This is a genomic window from Bradyrhizobium guangzhouense (assembly GCF_004114955.1).
Taxonomy (GTDB): Bacteria; Pseudomonadota; Alphaproteobacteria; order Rhizobiales; family Xanthobacteraceae; genus Bradyrhizobium; species Bradyrhizobium guangzhouense.
This window is the reverse complement of the sequence record NZ_CP030053.1, coordinates 5,583,920-5,601,190: the sequence shown is the minus strand read 5'-3', so window position 1 is coordinate 5,601,190 and position 17,271 is coordinate 5,583,920. Positions and strand designations below refer to the sequence as shown.

Here is a 17,271-nt window from a genome sequence, read left to right as displayed (position 1 = left end):
CCGAGACAGCTGTGGTTGAACCGAGAAGCCGCGGCGTGCTGGATGCCCCGCCTTCGCGGGGCATGACTGCGGTGAGATTTACAACTCTCTCGCATTCGAGAATGCGAAACTCGACACCCTTCTCGTCGTCTCATCCAAGATCAGTGTGCGCGTGATCGGCGGCTCGGCGCGCTGGGCGCAGTTTTCGCGCTCGCACAGACGGCAATTGACGCCGATCGGCGTGCCTTCCGTCTTCTCGAGATCCATGCCGGCTGCGTAGGTCAGGCGTGACGCGTGACGGATCTCGCAGCCGAGGCCGATGGCAAAGCGCGGCTGCGGTAGCGGATGTGGCGCGACGGGACGGCGCACCATCTGGGCGATCGAGAAATAGCGCGTGCCGTCGGACAGCTCGATCACCTGCTTGAGCAAGCGATCGGGCGTGTCGAAGGTCGAGTGCACGTTCCACAAAGGACAGGTGCCGCCGAATTTCGAGAACGGGAAGGTGCCTGAGGAAAAGCGCTTGGAGACGTTGCCGGCATTGTCGACACGCAAGAGGAAGAACGGAATGCCGCGCGCGTTCGGCCGCTGCAGCGTGGTGAGCCGGTGGCAGACCTGCTCGAAGCCGGAATTGAAGCGCTGTGCCAGCACGTGGATGTCGTAGTTGAGCGCCTCGGCTGCGGCGAGGAAGGCCGGGTACGGCATCATCACGGCCGCCGCAAAATAATTGCCGAGCGTGATGCGGAACAGCCGTCGCGGCGCATCGTCCAGCGGGCCGGCGCGGCCGATGATGGTCTCCAGGGCTTGCGCGCATTCGCCCAGGCCCAGCTGGAAGGCGAGCTGGAAGGCGCGTCCGGGCGGATCGACCAGCTCCGAGATCAGCAGCTGGCGGCGGTGGCGGTCGAACCGCCGCAGCGTCTCGCGCATCACGTCGACAGGCATGATGCGGGTCTGGATCGAATGCTTTTCGCGCAGGCGTGCGGCGAGCGCGGCATAGAGTCCTTCGGCCGGGACGTTCAGTTCGTCGCGCAGATTCTCCGCGGCCTGCTCGAGCTCCGGAAAATAATTGCGGTTGGCCTCGATCAGCTCCCGCACGCGCTCGACCGGGTTGGCCTCATAGCGCGTGCCGACGTCGCGGTCGGCCATTTGCGCCGCCGCCAGCGTCTCGCCCTGGCGCGCCTCGGTATAGGCGGCGTAGAGCCGTTGCAGCGCATGGGTGACGCCGGGGCAGAGCTCGGCGAGGTCGCGCAGCTCCTGCTTGGGCACGTCGATCTGGCGGAACAGCGGATCGGAGAAGATCTCGTTGAGCTCGGCGAAGAAGCGGTCCTCGTCGGCGGTGGCGAGATCGCGCAGGTCGAGGTCATAGGTCTCGGCGAGCCGCAGCAGGATCTGCGCCGTCACAGGGCGCTGGTTCCGCTCGATCAGATTCACATAGCTCGGCGAGATCCCGAGCCCTTCGGCGATCTGGGTCTGGGATAGCCCCAATTGCTGCCGGATCCGCCGGAAGCGCGGGCCGACGAATAGCTTTTTTCCCGACGTAGCGGGCATCTTCAGATCTCCAGATGGATCTAGGTCAGTCTTTCTGACCTATAATTTACAGAATTTACAAAATAACATCTATTACATGTTCTGATGTTACACAACATCACCATTCAAATACAAGGCCTCTGTAAGAACTTCTCTTTCTCGCGTTTATCTCACGACACGCATTTCGCAATGCATTGTCAAAAATGTCGATGACGAGGCAATCGCTTTGTCATCTGTCGAGAAGGATAAGGCACATGAACTACCAGCCCCGCGGCATCAGCACCCTTGAGGGTCCGGCCTCGTATCAGAGCGAGATCGAGGCAGCCCAGGCGCTCCTCAAGACCCAGCCAACCTGGAACGGGGTCTCGGCCGAGGCTGTCGCCCGCATGCGCCTGCAGAACCGTTTCAAGACCGGCCTCGACGTCGCCCGCTACACCGCGGCGCTGATGCGGGCCGACATGGCGGCCTATGACAACGATCCGACCAAGTACACCCAGTCGCTGGGCTGCTGGCACGGCTTCATCGCCCAGCAGAAGCTGATCTCGATCAAGAAGCATTTCGGCGGCAGGACCGATCGCAAATATCTGTACCTGTCCGGCTGGATGATCGCAGCGCTGCGCTCCGAGTTCGGCCCGCTGCCCGACCAGTCGATGCACGAGAAGACCTCGGTGCCGGCGCTGATCGAGGAACTCTACACCTTCCTCCGTCAGGCGGATTCCCGCGAGCTGAACGACATCTTCCGCAGCCTCGACAAGGCGCGCAAGGAAGGCGACACCACGCGTGAGAAGGAGTTGATCGCGAAGATCGACAACTTCCAGACCCACGTCGTCCCCGTGATCGCCGACATCGACGCCGGCTTCGGTAACGCCGAGGCGACCTATCTGCTCGCCAAGAAGATGATCGAAGCGGGCGCCTGCGCGCTCCAGATCGAGAACCAGGTCTCGGACGAGAAGCAGTGCGGTCACCAGGACGGCAAGGTCACCGTGCCGCACGAGGTGTTCATCGCCAAGATCCGCGCCTGCCGCCACGCCTTCCTCGAGCTCGGCGTCGAGGACGGCATCATCGTCACCCGTACCGACTCGCTCGGTGCCGGTCTGACGCAGCAGATCGCCGTCAGCCACAAGCCCGGCGACATCGGCGACCAGTACAACAGCTTCCTCGACTGCGAGGAAGTCACCACGGCGAATGCCAGGAACGGCGACGTCATCATCAACCGCAACGGCAAGATGATGCGTCCGAAGCGGCTGCCCTCGAACCTCTACCAGTTCCGTGCCGGCACGGGCGAGGACCGTTGCGTGCTCGACAGCATCACTTCGCTGCAGAACGGCGCCGACCTGTTGTGGATCGAGACCGAGAAGCCGCATATCGAGCAGATCGCCAAGATGGTCGACCGCATCCGCGAGGTCATCCCGAACGCCAAGCTCGCTTACAACAACTCGCCGTCGTTCAACTGGACCATCAACTTCCGTCAGCAGGTCTACGACGCGATGAAGGAAGCAGGTAAGGATGTCAGCAAGTACAGCCGCGCCGAGCTGATGAAGCCGGAATATGACGATACGCCGCTGGCGATCGAAGCCGACGAGCGCATCCGGACCTTCCAGGCGGATTCGGCCAAGCGCGCCGGCATCTTCCACCACCTTATCACGCTGCCGACCTACCACACGGCCGCGCTGTCCACCGACAATCTCGCACGCGAGTATTTCGGCGAGCAGGGCATGCTCGGCTACGTCAAGAACGTGCAGCGTCAGGAGATCCGTCAGGGCATCGCCTGCGCCAAGCATCAGAACATGGCCGGCTCCGACATCGGCGACGACCACAAGGAATACTTCGCCGGCGAAGCGGCCCTGAAGGCGGGCGGCGCCCACAACACCATGAACCAGTTCGGCTAACGCACCTCGACAGGAGACTGACAATGACCAAAGGCAGCAATTTCTGGGTGATCGGCGGCGAGTTCGGCTCGATGAACTTCCACAAGCTGGTCGAGGGCTCGGCCCAGGTGCAGGGCCCGTTCAAGACCCGCAAGGAAGCCGAAGACGCCTGGCGCTCGGTTTCGGAAGAGAACCGCCACAAGGCCGGCGTCCGTTTCTCCATCGTGGAAGAGCCGTCGCGGGTCTCGGCCTGACGGCCAGCTGACAAACCTTAAGAAGACGTCCAAGGACGGAGGGTCCCACCCGGCGCAAGCCGGGTGGGATCGTCTGTTTTTGGCACACATCAACGGCCTGTGGGCGGCGTAAGTATTTGGAATAATGGGCCCTTTGCGGGCGTGATGGTTGCTGATAGGTTAACGGGGAGAGTTGAGGACAGCGACGACAATGTCAGAGCCCGAGACCAGCGGTACCAATCCCGGCCAGCCCCGCCCGGTGCGGCTGCGCGATGCGCTGCTCCGCGCGCGGATCGAGGCTGCCGACCGGACCGGCGTCGTCGTCGACCTCAGGGACGCCGAGGTGGCGCGGCTCGAAATCCTCAACGACGCGCTCGATCCCCTGTTCGCCCAGGTGCCCGATAGGATCGACCTGTTCGACCGCGGCATCAGCCAGGGGGATACGCCCAGGCTCTGGATCGACGTCGTCGCCCACATCATGATGGGGCGCGACAAGCGGCAGTACCGCTTCGTCCAGGATACCCGCTTCGGCCGCATCGTGCTCGCCGAATCGCACGACACGGCCGTGATCGTGGACGCCGTGACCGACTATGTCGCCCGCCGCATGATCGAGCGCGAGCACGCGATGGTGGTGCCGCCGGAGCCGAAGGAGGAGGTTGCGGAGCAGCCGCCTCGCCGCTCGCGCCTCTGGCCGTTCGTGTTCGGCTTCATCCTCGGCGCCGCCGCGCTGTTCGGTGTCGCGGTGCTCGCGGCGTTGCGGAGCTGGTGAAATTACTCTCCGTCGTCATTCCGGGGTTCACCGAAGGTGCGAGCCCGGAATCCATTTGTCCTCACGTATTGCCGCCCGATGGATTCCGGGCTCATGCTTCGCATGCCCCGGAATGACGGCGTGGGTTCACACCACCCGCGCGCGCTTGATCTCCCGGATCTGCAAGCCATGATCGATGCTGCGCACGATCTGCTCGCAGCGCCAGCCGGCATCGTCCTTCTCGATCGCAAACAGATTGTAGGCCGCCGCGGGATAACGTCCGTGCGCGAGCGCGGAGGCCGATGGCACGCCGATCGCGGGAATCTTGCCGTTCGGGCCCTCGAACCACATCGTCGAATGAATGTGGTCGTGCCCGTGCAGGACCAGTTCGACACCCTGGCGCTTCAGCAGCGCCAGCAGCGCAGCCGAATCCGTCAGCCGCTTCTGGCGCGCGTCGGATTTCAGGGGGTGATGCACCAGCAACACGCGGAAAACGTCTTCAGTCGCGAGCTGCGAGAGCACATGTTCGAGCTCGGTGAGCTGATTGCGCCCGAGCGTGCCCGTCGCCATCAAGGGCAGCGTCGGCACCGCGCTGGAGAGGCTGATCAACGCAGCCGGTCCGCGGCGGCGCACGCCGGGAAAGCCAATGCGGCCGGCGTCATCAGCAAGATAGGGCGCAAAGGTCTCACCGAAGCGGTGAGAGGTCGCACGGACATAGGCGTCGTGATTGCCGGGAATCGTGGTGACGCGGTCGGGCGGCCCGACCTGGTCGAGCCAGGCGCGCGCCGGCGCGAACTCCGCCTCCATCGCCAGATTGACGAGATCACCCGTGACCGCGATGTGATCCGGCGCCTGCGCCTGCACATCGGCAACCAGCGCGTCGAGCACCTCGCGGCGCTGGTATTTATGGCGGTTGCGCGTCCAGTTGACGAAGCCGAGCGCGCGCTTGCCGGCGAGCTCGGTCAGCCGCGGTTTGGGCAGCGGCGGCAGATGCGGGTCGGACAGATGGGCGAGCGTGAAAGGTGCCATGAAAGATGTCATCGCGCGCGATTGCCTCGCTATTCATATGCTGTAATGGCAAGGTCGCCGGCAACCTGCAAGGGAAGGCTGAAAGAGAGAAGCATGAAAGAGGGAAGCCCGGGAGACTGATGGGAGAGCGCCTGTACCAGATCCGACGAAAATTCGAGCCGCTGCTGCGGCGGTTCTTCCACGCCTACTTCCTGGTGGTCCGTGGCATGACGCTGGGCGTTCGCGCCGTGGTGCTCGATGCCGACAACAAGGTGTTCCTGGTCAAGCACAGCTACGTCTCCGGCTGGTATCTGCCCGGCGGTGGCGTCGACTTTGGCGAGACCATGGAACAGGCGATGCGCCGCGAGCTCAAGGAGGAGGGCGACATCGACCTGCTAGGGGAGGCCGTGCTGCATGGCATTTTCCTCAACAGCCACGTCTCCCGCCGCGACCATGTCGCGGTCTACGTCGTCAGGCATTTCCGCCAGGACCGGTTGCCCGAGCCCAACCGCGAGATCATCGAATGCGGCTTCTTCGACGCCGCCGCGCTGCCGGAGGGGGCCACGCCCGGCACGCGCTTAAGGATCGCGGAAGTGCTCGATGGCAAGCCCGCGATGGCGACGTGGCGGTGAACGCTCAATTGCTCGGCTGGCCGCTCTCCCTTGTTTTCAACTCCACCGCCAGCAGGCTCAACTCCTGGATCAGCGCGCAATTCTGCCGCTCGAGCCTGTGCAGCCGCGCCGTCATGGTGTGCAGGAAAGCGAAGACCACGAGAAACAGGCCGCCGAACATCACGACGAACGGAAACACGACGCCGGTCAAATGGCTGATGAGATAAGCCAGCGTCGGGAACAGTGCGAAGCCCGCGGGGACGATCGCGACCATCGAGAGCATCAGGAAATCGTAGAGATCGAATTTCCCCTGCAGCGTCTTGCGCAGCAACATCAGCATGTAGACAAGCGCAAAGGCAGAGATGACGACGACTGTGGCTGGACTCGGAAGGGAATCTGTCACGGCTGCCCTCGCAAAATATCGACCTTGATGAGACTGCAACTCGTAGCGCCGCGTCTCGGCGTCATGACGCTCTCACGAGCCGCGCCAGCAGGATATAGCCGAGGACGCGGATCATATAGCTCGCTGACTTCAAGCCGTCGATCGAGCTAGAGCCGGTCTCCCGCGCCCGCATTTCGACCGGAACCTCGCCGATCGTGAGGCCGGCGCGCATCGCCCAGGCCAGCGAGATTGGTTCCGGAAAATCGGCCGGATAGGCCTTTGCGAAGAATGCGATTGCGGTCCGGTCCATCAGCCGCATGCCGCTGGTCGGGTCGGTGATGCGGCCGCCGCCGCTGAAAAGCCCGTTGAGCGCAAGCACGATCAGTCTGATGCCGGCACGACGCATGCGCGTGGAGCAGAAGCCGGTTCGGTCGATGAAGCGGCTTCCGATGGTGATGTTGCTCGGCTGCTTTCGATAGGCGTTCAGCAGAGTCTCGATGGCCCGCGGATCATGCTGGCCGTCGCCGTCGATCTGGACGCAGAAATCGAAGTCGTGGCGCGCCGCGTATTTGATACCGGTCTGGACCGCGCCGCCGATGCCGAGATTCTGAGCCAGGCGAGCGACGGGTGAGCTGCGGCTTGCCACAGCAGCCGTCGCATCCGACGAGCCGTCGTCCACGACCAGCGTATGGTAGTCGTGGCCGATCGCTGTGATCTCGCTCAAAAGACCGCCGATCGAAGCTTCCTCGTTGAAGCAGGGAATGATGAGCAGAATCCGGGGTGCGCCGCGTCGCGGTGCGGCAGCACCGTTGCCCTGCGTTTCGGTTGAACCAAAGCCCATGTCGGCCAAGTTTGCCTCACCTCAAGAATCCCCACCTTGCTATACTTGCCGGAGCTTTTCATGTACAGGCGGCGGGCCGTTTCAAGCCGCACCGGACCGCCTGACGAACGCAGATGAGAGCTGTCAAAATCCTTTTTTCAATCGTGTTTCTGGCGATGCTGGCCAGCAACATCACGCTGATCTCGCATTGGACCGAGAGCCGCGGCGTGTACGACGACATCTGCTACCTCAGGCAGGCACATCTGTTCCAGCGCTTCGGATGGCAGGGCCTCGACACCAGCCTTGCCCGTGAAACCGACGGCTATCTGGCAGCCAAGCTGCGCAGTATTGGTTTTCCGAACTGGAACGAACCGACGCGAGCGCCTTGCCACACCCAAACCGCCGACGGTGGCAAATGGGTGATGACACCGCCACCGGGAACGGGCTTCGTGCTGGCGTTGTTCCCCGAGGGGTTCCAGGTCGTACCGCTCTATGTCGTGGCCAATTTGTTCATCGCCGGCTTCGCGCTGTACGCGCTGTGGCGTGCGCGGGAAAAGATCGCGTTGACGCTTGCCGCGTTGTTCGGCGCGCTCGCGATCTATTTCATGATCAATCCGACCAAAGCCAGCTATTCGATGGCGCCGACGATGGTCGTCTGCGCGTTGGCGGGCTTGTTCACCGCGCGACTGTTCGTTGATGAACGGCCGCGTCGATTGCTGCTGATCGTGGCTGTCGGCGTTCTGCTCGGCCTGTCCGCGAGCTTCAGGATTGCGAACGTGGTTCTGTCGGCCGGCTATTTTCTCTTCTTCGGATTGTCCTTCCTGACCCGGCGCAGCCGCGAGACCTTCATGTCGGGCCTCGTGCTGGGCCTCGCCTTCCTCGTCGGCCTGCTGCCCGTGTTCGCGGCGAATTTCGTCAATTCGGGTCATCCGCTGGTCTCGGCCTATGGCGGCCAGGATACGGCACCGCCGAGCCTCGATCCTGCCGTGCTGCGGGCCTATTTGCACGACACCCAGTTCCCGCTGATGGTGATCGCCTGCCTGGGTACCGCACTGCTGTGGCGCTTCGCGCAGCATTCGGGCGTCAGGAGGCTCGCGCTGCTGCTTGCCGGCAATCTCGCGCTGAACCTTGCGTTCTTTGCCACGCATCCGGTGTTCACGCAGTACTACGTCATCCCGATCCTGATGCTGTCGCTTTGGACGCTGTTATTCGCGGTCGTCCTGACTCGTGGTCCGCCGCAGGGGATCGACACTCATCAGGCCGATGGACTGCGGCCCCCTGAGGTGTTATCCCGCCCCCAGCAGTGACGCGTTTTTTGAACGCGAACCGGGACCCACTTCGCTCGAAAACGCTCTGGTCACATGAACGATCTTTCCATCACCATCCGCCCCGAAGCCGCAGGCGACGCCCAGGCGATCGAGCGGCTGCACGAGCGTACCTTCGGCCCCGGCCGCTTCGTGCTGAGCGCCTATCGCATCCGCGAGCATGTCGACCACCTGCTCGACGTCTCCTTCACCGCCCGCATTGGCACGCTGCTGGTCGGCTCCGTCAGGCAATTGCCTGTGACGATCGGTGAGACGCCGGCGCTGCTGCTCGGACCGCTCACGGTGGAGCCGCCGTTCCGCAGCCGCGGCATCGGCCGCATGCTGATGGAGCGGGCGTTGGACGAGGCCAGGGACAAGGGGCATCGCATCGTGCTGCTGGTCGGCGACGAGCCCTATTACAGCCGCGTCGGCTTCAAGCTGGTCCCTAAAGGCCGCATCACCATGCCGGGCCCGGTCGATGCCGCGCGTGTCCTGGTGTTCGAGCTGGCCGACGGCGCCTTCGAAGGCGTCTCCGGCACGGTGGCTCCGGACTGGAGCAAGGCGCGGGGCTAGCGCACCAACTCGAGGCTCATATGTTCCGAGTCACAGCCGATACCTTGCAGGCCTACCTCGATTTCGATCCGGAGCGAAAGCGCGACCTGACCGCGTTGCACAGACTGATTGTCTCGGCCGCGCCAGCCCTCAAGCGCCATTTCCATCAGGGAACGCCCGCGGGCGAGGCGGGCATGCGCATGAAGATGATCGGTTACGGAAAGTTTCGCTACGCCGTCAAATCCGGAAAAAGCACGGACTGGCCGGTGATCGGTGTTGCGCTCCAGAAAAACTACATCAGCGTGTATGTGACTATAACGAAGCAAGGCGCGCCGATCGTATCCCGCTATGCCGGCAAGCTGGGCGAACTACGCATGGGTGGCAACAATTTCAGTTTCGAGCGGTTCGACGATCTCCAGCAGGATGCCGTATCGGCCCTCTTCGCTGAGATTGCCGGCATCTTCCAAGCCGATCCCGAAAACCCCGTTCGCTACATGCAAGGTTCCTGATCTGGCGGCGCCGCGCCAAAGGTCTGAGCCCTTGTGCGCGGTGCTGTCTCTCGATCTAGCTTGCGTTCTCACGATTACGTCGATCCTATCGATCGGGATCGTGTCGTGGCGCCAGCCCTACGCCTTGATCGCAAGCTTGCGGATCTTCTCGCCGTGCTTGCCGTCGACCCAGACGCACAGCGTCAAACCGTAGCGACAGGCCTCAACGGCAAGTCTGCCGACGTTCCTGGCCCGGCTGTGGAACACATGCGTCTCGCAGCAATCCTCGAGAATGAAGCCGATGAACTCGCCGTGGCAGTCGTACAGCACCTCGCAGACCTTGCCGCAACGCTCTTGTTCGGGTTCATGCGGCCGCTTCGGCAACGGCGGCACGAAGGTCAGCGAGGGCGGCACGGCACTCGCATTGCCGCCGAGGCCGTCGACGCGGTCGGAGATATATTTGATGTAGCGCACCAGCACCGGATGCCAGCGATTGGACGGTGACATCTGCTCCAGCCGCCATTTCATGATCGCGAGCGTCGTCTCTTCGGCAGGGAGGATCTTGTCGCCCGTGGTCACGGGAATGCGGATCTGGAACGTGCCGACGACGGTGCGCCATTGCGTCAGCCGCTCCACTTCCGTCGGCTTGCCGCGATGTGGCTTGGAGCTGCCCTTGGCGGTCCCCACCTGCGTCGTCTTGCCGTCGGCGTGCATCACAGCCGGCGCTGTCTGCAGCTTGGGCGGCGGTGGAGGTGGCGGCGGCAGCGGCTTGCCGATGCGCGTGCCGAGCCGTTTGACCGTCACGTCGAACACCTGTCCGCTGCGGACGCCTTGCGGAAGATCGATGGTGATGAGGCCGGCGAAATTGTCGCCGGCGCCGGGCGGAATCGGCACGTAGCTGACGCCGCGGGTGATCGGGATCCGGATCGTGTTGGCATCGCTCATGCCGAGTGGCGAGACGCCGTAGAAAGCCTTGGCGAGCGCCAGCACCTCGCTGGCATGCACCTGCGGCCAGTACAGCGAGGCGACCGAGCTGGTCGGGACGCTGCCCCATTCGATCATCAATTCGTCCGGATAGATCGTGTTCGCTCCATGCGGCGCACGGACGGCGCGGCCTGGCTTGGTGTCGAAAGTCTGCGGAATGCGATGCGCGGCCGCGGGGCCCGGATTGTCGGAGCGCGTGACCTGGAGATTGCGCTGCGCCAGCTGGTCCCAGGACAGCGGCGAGACGCCTTGCGGAATCGGCGCGTCGTCGAAGGCGATCTGCGCGACGATGCAATGATGCGTGCCGTTCAGGTAGGTCTGCACCTGCGCGCCGTTGATGACGTTGCCGCCGTCGTAGAGATTGAGGAAGCAGCCGTAATACGCCCAGAGCTGATCCTGATGGTCGGGGATCGTCAGCGTCTGAATGTTGGGGCCGGTCGTATAGTCGGTCTGGCTGGAGAAATTGCTGGTCGCAAAGAACGGGATCGTGGTGTTGCCGGCCCCCATTCTTGGCGAGCCCGGCTTGCCGGCGGCATCGTTGTTGGCGAGGTAGGAGCCGTTGACGTCGTAGTCGGTGTCGTTGGTCTGGGTGGTGAACAGCCGGAAGAAGACGCGAACATTGCTGGCCTGCGATGCCGCCGAGCCACGCAGGCGCACCCGCGCGACGGCGAAGCTGTAGTTATTGTCGATGCTGATATTGGGCGGGAACGTGCCGCTGATCTGCACGGTGAACGGGTTCACCGAGGAGTCGCCCTGGTTGGCGTCGCCCTGATCGGGAAGGATCGTCGTGAACGGATCGGGGCCGTTCGGATTGGTGAAGCCGTTGGCCGCGGAATTCCAGCGCGACAGCAGGTTCTGGATATAGGTGTAGGCGCCGGAGACGTTGTCGGCGAGCGCAGGCACGCCGGGGATCGGCGTCGCGTTGAGCGCCGGGGTGACCGTGAACACGCGCAGGTCCTGGCTGAGATAGGGCAGGTTGCTGTGGTCCGCGTTCAGATTGGTGAAGTAAGGATCGGCGCCGGCGATCAGCTCGAACTGCATCGTGGCCTGCGAGCCGCTCACCTGTCCGGTCGCGGAGGCGTTCAGCGAGACCGTGAGGTCGAATTCGGTCTCGCCGCTTGCGGGGAATTGCGCCAGCAACGGCGTGTCGATATGCAGGTCGTAGGGAATCTCGATACGCTGCGGCGTGAAGTCGTTGACACCGCTCTCGAACTGCACGCCGGTCGGATTGGGCGTGATCGCGACGCCCGCGAGGCCCGGGAACGAGCCGCCGAAGCTTCCGACCGTGATGCCGAGCGACTGGAACGAAGACTTGCTGAACCCTTCGACGAAGATCGTGAAGGCGTTGGGAACGTAGCCGCCTTGCGTGTTGATGATGTCCTGCGTCTCGTCCTTGCCGAATGTGTTCTTGCCGGCGCCGAAGGAGACGCGGGCGATCGGGAAGGGATTGTTTCGGTTGGGGCCGGAAATCGACGCGGTTGTTCCGGGTGGATAGACGCTCTCGACCAGGCCGAGGAAGATCGGGAACGGATTGGAATTGTCGCCGGTCAAGGCGTGATAGACGCTGGCGAGGTTGGAATTGTAGTTCGCGATGATCTGGTTGATGCTGAAGCTGAGCTGGACGTTGAGATAGTAGATGAAACCGAGCGCGCAGCCGTAGCTGACCGGATCGCCGTCGCCGTGAACGAAGGTGCCGTCGCTCACCGTCGAGCCCGTGTAGGTCTGGGTGACCCAGTCGCCGCGCGCCGGATTCGGCAGGATCGTTCCCTGATTGGGGTTGCCATCCCCGTTCAACCAGTTCGCGACGAAGGAGCTGTAATAATTGTCATGGCCCTGCTGGAAGCGGGTGATGGCCGACCAGTGCGACAGGCCTTCGCCGCTGCTGTCGCCGGCGTTCCAGTTGCCGCGGATGCCCATCAGCACCTCGACCCATTCGGCAATGAACACCATGCCGACGCGCTGCGCCGGCAGTGGCGCATCGCTCATCAGGTTTTGCGAGTCGAGGCTGATCGGATTGCCGACGCCGTTGTTGCTGGCGCCGGGAAAGGAGAAGCCTCCGCCCGAGAGGGCGCTGTCGGCCTGGTCGAGGCGGACCTCTTGCCGCGCGCCGGTGCCGAACTGGCTGGAGGGCGTGCCGAACCAGCCGGTGGTGACGTTGAACTCGTTCTCGATGACGCTCAGCGAGGGACTGATGTTGCCGAGCAGGGAGTTGGCGTTGTTGATGACGTTGGCCTGGTCGGCCAGCGAATTCTCGTATCGTATCCAGAAATTGGTGGTCTTGCCGGCGCCTTGTCCAATATCGGTCAAGCTGTTGCTGCTGAGAGCCATGTTGCTACTCCTTGAAACTGATTTGTCTCGCGATCGCTTCTGGTTTGCGCAGGCGCGGCTTCGAGAAAATTCCGCAGTTCAAGGTGCTATGGCTTGCAGACGCTTGGCGCCGCCTGCGCGCAAATAGATCCGGTCGGTTGTCCTGCGCGATGATCGCAAGCAATGCGATCGTTGCTGGCCGAATTCGGCACAGGCAGTGTTGAAATCACAACCTGCCATGGTGCTCAAAATAATTACACGCTAATAGAGCTTCACGAGAAGATACTACCACAGGTTTGATGCGGGTGTTGATCACGCTTGCGGCAAAACGTCGACGGACCGCCGCAGCTTTGTGATCTGGATAACATTTGAAGCTGAATTCCGGATGCGCAAAGGCGGACACGCTATACGGTCGGCGCGGTTTATGCCAAAACCGCACACGCGAAGCTTGCGAAGGACATGTGAAGTTTGGCCGCATCGAAGAAGGGCGCCTCGCCCGCGGAACGCCAGAACGGGATTGATCGGACCATCGATCTCCTGGAAGCGCTGCTGCATTTGCGCGCGCCCTCCAAGCTCAGCGACCTCGCCAAGCAGATGGGCGCGCCGCGATCGACCGTCTATGCCATCGCCAACCGCCTGATCGAGGCTGACCTGCTCGAGAGCGTCGGCGAGGGCGGCCAGGTCTATTTCGGCAAGGCGGTGCATCTCTATGGGCGGGCCTATGCGGATGCCAATCCCTTGCATCGCCGATGCCGCGAAGCGCTCGATCGTCTCGCGACCCAGCATAGTGCCACCGCGCAACTCTGCGCGCTGCGCGGCCGCAAATATGTGGTGGTCGATACCAGGGACGGGTCGGGCCTGTTTCGGATCACGACCGACGTCGGCATCGAGGTGCCGCTGCCCTGGACCGCGTCCGGCCGGTTGCTGCTGGATCACATGAGCCCGGCGCAGATTCGTAACTTCGTGCCGAAAGAGGATTTTCGTCTTCCTGATGGCCGCGTGCTCGACGTCGACGATTTCATCAAGGACGTCGCACGCGCGCGGCGCGACGGCAAATGCGTGACGACGGCGCTGTCCGATCGCTTCACCTCGTGCCTTGCCGCGCCGATCCGAGACAAGAAGGGTGTCGCGGTTGCAACGCTTTGCTTCGTCGTTCCCGCTGACTCGGTGAAGGAGCGCAGGACTGCGTTGCTCGACGATCTGGTCGCCACCGCAACGGAACTCTCGGATCGTTCCTGAACCGGGCCGACCGTCAGCGTCCCTGACTGATTTATCCGCATCGTTTTCGCAAGGCCATCGTCGCGTATTCCAATGAATCGCGTAACGGCGAATGCGCATCGCGCCGAGCAGGACTAGAATGTCCGCTCTTGACATCACGCCGCTGCAATATCTAACGTGTCGCTATAAGATAATATTGTCCACTATAAGAGACAACGTGATTGCAGGCGCGATGAGGTTCTCCCGGTCCGATGTCGGACGGGAGACGCGATCCTGCGTGTCCAAGCGAGGATTCGAAATGGCGAAGGCAACCCAACAGGTACCCGGACGACGCTGGCTGATCGGCTGTCTCCTCGGCGTTGGAATTCTCATCAACTACATCGATCGCGTCGGTCTCTCCGCTGCGACGCCGGAGCTCACCAAGGAGCTCGGCCTCAGCGCCACCGACATCGGCCTGCTCGGCAGCGCGTTCTTCTGGACCTATTCGCTGCTGCAGGTCCCCGGTGGCATGGTGCTCGACCGCTTCGGCGTCACCAGGGTCGGCCGCGCCTCGAGCTTCCTCTGGGCGGTCGCCGCCACCATCACCGCGCTCGCCAGCGGGCTTTACGGAATCTTCGCCGCGCGTCTGCTGCTCGGCGTCGCGGAAGCGCCGGCGTTTCCGGCCAGCCAGAAGGCGACCGGCCACTGGTTTCCGCTCGACGAACGCGCGCGCTCGACTGCGATCTTCGATTCCGCCGCCAAGTTCTCCAACGTGATCGGCGTGCCGCTGGTCGCCTATGTGATCTTTCTCTATGGCTGGCGCTGGGGTTTTGGCGTCACGGCGGTGCTGAGCTTTCTCTATTTCGTCGCCTACTACGTCATCTACCGCAATCCGAGCGAGGACCCGAAGCTCTCCAAGGCGGAGCACGACTACATCATCGCCAATGGCGGCACGCCCGAAGGCCCGGCCGCGGCGGGGCAGAGCCGCATGCTCGGCTACCTCCTGCGCAACCGCAAGGTCTGGGGCCTGACCATCGGCTTCTCCGCCTATGGCTACACGTTCTATCTCTTTCTGACCTGGCTGCCGGGCTATCTCGCCCAGACCATGCACATGAACCTGATGTCGGCCGCGGGCTATTCGACGATTCCCTGGATCTTCGCGACCCTGTCGGACCTCTTGATCGGCGGCTTCCTGGTCGATCATCTGATCGCGCGCGGCTACGACTCCACGCGGGTGCGCCAGTCGGTGATCATCGTCGGCATGCTGATGGGGCTCGCCGTGATCGGCGCCGCCTTCACCGTGAAGCCGGGCTGGGCGCTGCTATGGCTGTCGATCGCGATCTCCGGCCTGTCGGCCGCGGCGCCCGTCGGCTCCTCGATCGTGTCGCTGATCGCGCCCAAGGGCGGGGCGGGAAGTGTCGGCGGCATTGTCAACTTCACCAACAACATGATGGGCGTGCTCGCGCCGATCGTAACAGGCGTCGTGGTCGACTGGACGCAATCCTTCGCCGGTGCGTTCATGATCGCCGGCGCGGTGCTGCTGATCGGCATCTTCTTCTATGTCGTGGTGCTCGGCCGCATCGAATCGATCCCCGATTACGAAGAGGTAGCACCCTCAGGTGCCGTGCCTGTTCACTGAGGAGAGGGCATGCCCCAGACGTCCGACGCCAAGGACACACTGATCCGCAACGCGCGCCTGATCGACGGTACCGGCGCGCCGTGGTTCGAGGCGGATCTGCGCATCAGCGGCAGCCGGATCGCGGCGATCGGGGCCGCGTTGCCGGCGGAGGACGCCGACATCGTCGAGGCGCGCGGGTGCTATCTGGCGCCCGGCTTCATCGATGCGCATTGCCATGACGATCTGATCTGCCTGCGCGAGCCCGACAGGCCCGAGAAAGTGTTGCAGGGCGTGACCACGCTCGTGGTCGGCAATTGCTGTTTCTCGCTCTATCCGGCAACCGCAGGCTCCGCCGAGATGCTTCGCTTGCATTTTTCGGGACTTGCCGGCGAAACCCGGCCCGACGAAATCTTCGACAGCTTTGACGGATACAAGCAAGCCCTGGAAGGGCCCGGCGTTGCACTGAACCTCGTCTCCCTGGTCGGACATGCCGCGATCCGTCTCGCCGTGCTCGGCTATGAGCGCCGCGCGGCGAGCCGCGAGGAGATCGCTTCGATGCAGGCGCTGCTGGCGCAGCAGCTCGCGCAAGGAGCCGCCGGCCTGTCGCTTGGCCTGGTCTATCCGCCGAGCGCCTATGCCGACACCGTTGAGCTCAACGCGCTGGCAGAGACGGTGCGGGCGCACGGCAAGCTGCTCACCGCCCATGTCCGCAGCTATGAAGCGGGCCTCCTGTCCTCCATCGACGAGTTCATCGCGATCCTGCGGGCATCAGGCGCGGCGGGGCTGCTGTCGCATCTGCAATCGGCCGGCAAGCCGAACTGGGGCGCGATCCCCAAGGCGCTCGACCGGCTGGAGGCCGCACGCGCCGAGGGGATCGACATCTCCTTCGACATGTATCCGTATCCCGCCGGCAGCTCCTACATGCTGCAATTGCTGCCGCCGGCCGCGCTCGAAGGCGGCATCGACGCGTTGCTTGCGCGGCTGGGTGATCCCGCCAGGCGCGAAGCGCTGCGTGTGCTGGTGGAGGAGGGCGATCCCGATCCGCATGCCGCGCAGTCCAAGATCGTGCTGATCGGCTGGCACAATGTGCGCATTTCCGCCACCGCCAATCCGGCGTTGAAGCCGCTCGAAGGCAAGTCGATGGTCGATGCCGCGCACGAGCTCGGCATCTCTCCATTCGATCTCATGGTCCGCTGCATCGAGGAAGACCAGGGCCAGACCGGCATCATCATGTTCCAGCTCGACGAGGCCGATCTGCGCGCGGCCTTCACTCATCGCCTGCACATGGTCGGCTCCGACGGCATTCCGCGCCCGGGCACCAAGCCGCATCCGCGCGCTTACGGCAGCTTTCCCCGCGTCGCCGGCCGGTTGACCCGCGAGCAAGGCTGGCTGACTCTGGAAGATGCGGTGCGGCGGATGACCGCGATGCCCGCCCAGCGCTTCGCCCTGTCCGACCGCGGCATCCTGCGGCCAGGCATGATCGCGGATCTCACGCTGTTCGACGAGACCATCATGGACAAGGCGACGTTCGAGACGCCGACGGAAATGCCGGCAGGCATCCGCTCGGTCTTCGTTGCGGGCGAGGCCGTGGTCGCGGACGGACGCAGCACTTTCGCGCGGCCGGGCCGGGCCCTGATTTAAACCATCA

Annotated in this window: 15 protein-coding genes; 10 read left to right on the top strand and 5 right to left on the bottom strand. The window is 63.5% G+C overall.

All coding sequences use genetic code 11. The features are described from left to right. Positions 1-78 precede the first annotated feature (78 nt). A complete protein-coding gene (locus tag XH91_RS26775; protein ID WP_128953366.1) occupies positions 79-1,524 on the bottom strand; it encodes a helix-turn-helix domain-containing protein in 1,446 nt (481 codons plus the stop codon). 233 nt (positions 1,525-1,757) lie between these two features. On the opposite strand from XH91_RS26775, the gene XH91_RS26770 reads away from it, so the two are divergent. The 3 genes from XH91_RS26770 (at position 1,758) to XH91_RS26760 (ending at position 4,373) form a co-directional block, all read left to right on the top strand. Then, positions 1,758-3,392 carry an isocitrate lyase gene (locus XH91_RS26770; protein WP_128953365.1) on the top strand — a complete coding sequence of 545 codons (1,635 nt, stop codon included), beginning with the start codon at positions 1,758-1,760 and terminating at the stop codon, positions 3,390-3,392. A gap of 23 nt (positions 3,393-3,415) precedes the next feature. After that, positions 3,416-3,625: a DUF4170 domain-containing protein gene (locus XH91_RS26765; RefSeq protein WP_008137787.1), complete on the top strand. Its 210-nt coding sequence runs from the start codon at positions 3,416-3,418 to the stop codon at positions 3,623-3,625. Positions 3,626-3,815: 190 nt separating this feature from the next. Beyond that, entirely contained in the window at positions 3,816-4,373 is a 558-nt protein-coding gene (locus XH91_RS26760) for a hypothetical protein (RefSeq protein WP_164934144.1), read from the top strand. A 126-nt stretch (positions 4,374-4,499) separates the two neighbouring features. Here XH91_RS26760 and XH91_RS26755 read toward each other — a convergent pair whose 3' ends face one another. Then, positions 4,500-5,381 (bottom strand): metallophosphoesterase family protein, encoded by an 882-nt coding sequence (locus tag XH91_RS26755; protein ID WP_128953363.1) that lies wholly within the window; start codon positions 5,379-5,381, stop codon positions 4,500-4,502. 119 nt (positions 5,382-5,500) lie between these two features. Here XH91_RS26755 and XH91_RS26750 point away from each other — a divergent pair, with 119 nt between their 5' ends. Then, positions 5,501-5,992, top strand: coding sequence for an NUDIX domain-containing protein (locus XH91_RS26750; protein ID WP_128953362.1), 492 nt, complete (start codon positions 5,501-5,503; stop codon positions 5,990-5,992). Positions 5,993-5,996: 4 nt separating this feature from the next. Here the strand turns inward: XH91_RS26750 and XH91_RS26745 are convergent, their stop codons facing one another. Together XH91_RS26745 and XH91_RS26740 are read right to left on the bottom strand one after the other, a co-directional pair. Continuing rightward, complete coding sequence (locus XH91_RS26745) at positions 5,997-6,374, bottom strand: DUF2304 domain-containing protein (protein ID WP_128953361.1); 378 nt, start codon at positions 6,372-6,374, stop codon at positions 5,997-5,999. A 61-nt stretch (positions 6,375-6,435) separates the two neighbouring features. Continuing rightward, complete coding sequence (locus XH91_RS26740) at positions 6,436-7,194, bottom strand: glycosyltransferase family 2 protein (RefSeq protein WP_128955005.1); 759 nt, start codon at positions 7,192-7,194, stop codon at positions 6,436-6,438. Between the two features lie 113 nt (positions 7,195-7,307). Between XH91_RS26740 and XH91_RS26735 the strand changes: the two genes are divergently transcribed. The 3 genes from XH91_RS26735 to XH91_RS26725 are packed head-to-tail and all read left to right on the top strand — an operon-like array spanning position 7,308 to position 9,538. Further along, positions 7,308-8,480 carry a hypothetical protein gene (locus tag XH91_RS26735; protein ID WP_245477208.1) on the top strand — a complete coding sequence of 391 codons (1,173 nt, stop codon included), beginning with the start codon at positions 7,308-7,310 and terminating at the stop codon, positions 8,478-8,480. Positions 8,481-8,534: 54 nt separating this feature from the next. Further along, positions 8,535-9,050 (top strand): GNAT family N-acetyltransferase, encoded by a 516-nt coding sequence (locus XH91_RS26730; RefSeq protein ID WP_128953360.1) that lies wholly within the window; start codon positions 8,535-8,537, stop codon positions 9,048-9,050. A gap of 20 nt (positions 9,051-9,070) precedes the next feature. Continuing rightward, positions 9,071-9,538 (top strand): hypothetical protein, encoded by a 468-nt coding sequence (locus tag XH91_RS26725; protein ID WP_128953359.1) that lies wholly within the window; start codon positions 9,071-9,073, stop codon positions 9,536-9,538. Positions 9,539-9,655: 117 nt separating this feature from the next. On the opposite strand, the gene XH91_RS26720 is transcribed toward XH91_RS26725, so the two are convergent. Next, complete coding sequence (locus XH91_RS26720) at positions 9,656-12,829, bottom strand: hypothetical protein (protein ID WP_128953358.1); 3,174 nt, start codon at positions 12,827-12,829, stop codon at positions 9,656-9,658. A gap of 447 nt (positions 12,830-13,276) precedes the next feature. Between XH91_RS26720 and XH91_RS26715 the strand changes: the two genes are divergently transcribed. The 3 genes from XH91_RS26715 (at position 13,277) to XH91_RS26705 (ending at position 17,264) form a co-directional block, all read left to right on the top strand. Then, entirely contained in the window at positions 13,277-14,047 is a 771-nt protein-coding gene (locus tag XH91_RS26715) for an IclR family transcriptional regulator (RefSeq protein ID WP_128953357.1), read from the top strand. A gap of 277 nt (positions 14,048-14,324) precedes the next feature. Next, positions 14,325-15,644, top strand: a complete 1,320-nt coding sequence (locus XH91_RS26710) for an MFS transporter (RefSeq protein WP_128953356.1) — start codon at positions 14,325-14,327, stop codon at positions 15,642-15,644. A gap of 9 nt (positions 15,645-15,653) precedes the next feature. Continuing rightward, positions 15,654-17,264 carry an N-acyl-D-amino-acid deacylase family protein gene (locus XH91_RS26705; RefSeq protein WP_128953355.1) on the top strand — a complete coding sequence of 537 codons (1,611 nt, stop codon included), beginning with the start codon at positions 15,654-15,656 and terminating at the stop codon, positions 17,262-17,264. Positions 17,265-17,271 lie beyond the last annotated feature (7 nt).

Bases quoted from the DNA above. Each gene is read 5' to 3' on its own strand.
- XH91_RS26775 (WP_128953366.1), bottom strand. From the start codon at position 1,524: ATGCCCGCTACGTCGGGAAAAAAGCTATTCGTCGGCCCGCGCTTCCGG.
- XH91_RS26770 (WP_128953365.1), top strand. From the start codon at position 1,758: ATGAACTACCAGCCCCGCGGCATCAGCACCCTTGAGGGTCCGGCCTCG.
- XH91_RS26765 (WP_008137787.1), top strand. From the start codon at position 3,416: ATGACCAAAGGCAGCAATTTCTGGGTGATCGGCGGCGAGTTCGGCTCG.
- XH91_RS26760 (WP_164934144.1), top strand. From the start codon at position 3,816: ATGTCAGAGCCCGAGACCAGCGGTACCAATCCCGGCCAGCCCCGCCCG.
- XH91_RS26755 (WP_128953363.1), bottom strand. From the start codon at position 5,381: ATGGCACCTTTCACGCTCGCCCATCTGTCCGACCCGCATCTGCCGCCG.
- XH91_RS26750 (WP_128953362.1), top strand. From the start codon at position 5,501: ATGGGAGAGCGCCTGTACCAGATCCGACGAAAATTCGAGCCGCTGCTG.
- XH91_RS26740 (WP_128955005.1), bottom strand. From the start codon at position 7,194: ATGGGCTTTGGTTCAACCGAAACGCAGGGCAACGGTGCTGCCGCACCG.
- XH91_RS26735 (WP_245477208.1), top strand. From the start codon at position 7,308: ATGAGAGCTGTCAAAATCCTTTTTTCAATCGTGTTTCTGGCGATGCTG.
- XH91_RS26730 (WP_128953360.1), top strand. From the start codon at position 8,535: ATGAACGATCTTTCCATCACCATCCGCCCCGAAGCCGCAGGCGACGCC.
- XH91_RS26725 (WP_128953359.1), top strand. From the start codon at position 9,071: ATGTTCCGAGTCACAGCCGATACCTTGCAGGCCTACCTCGATTTCGAT.
- XH91_RS26720 (WP_128953358.1), bottom strand. From the start codon at position 12,829: ATGGCTCTCAGCAGCAACAGCTTGACCGATATTGGACAAGGCGCCGGC.
- XH91_RS26710 (WP_128953356.1), top strand. From the start codon at position 14,325: ATGGCGAAGGCAACCCAACAGGTACCCGGACGACGCTGGCTGATCGGC.
- XH91_RS26705 (WP_128953355.1), top strand. From the start codon at position 15,654: ATGCCCCAGACGTCCGACGCCAAGGACACACTGATCCGCAACGCGCGC.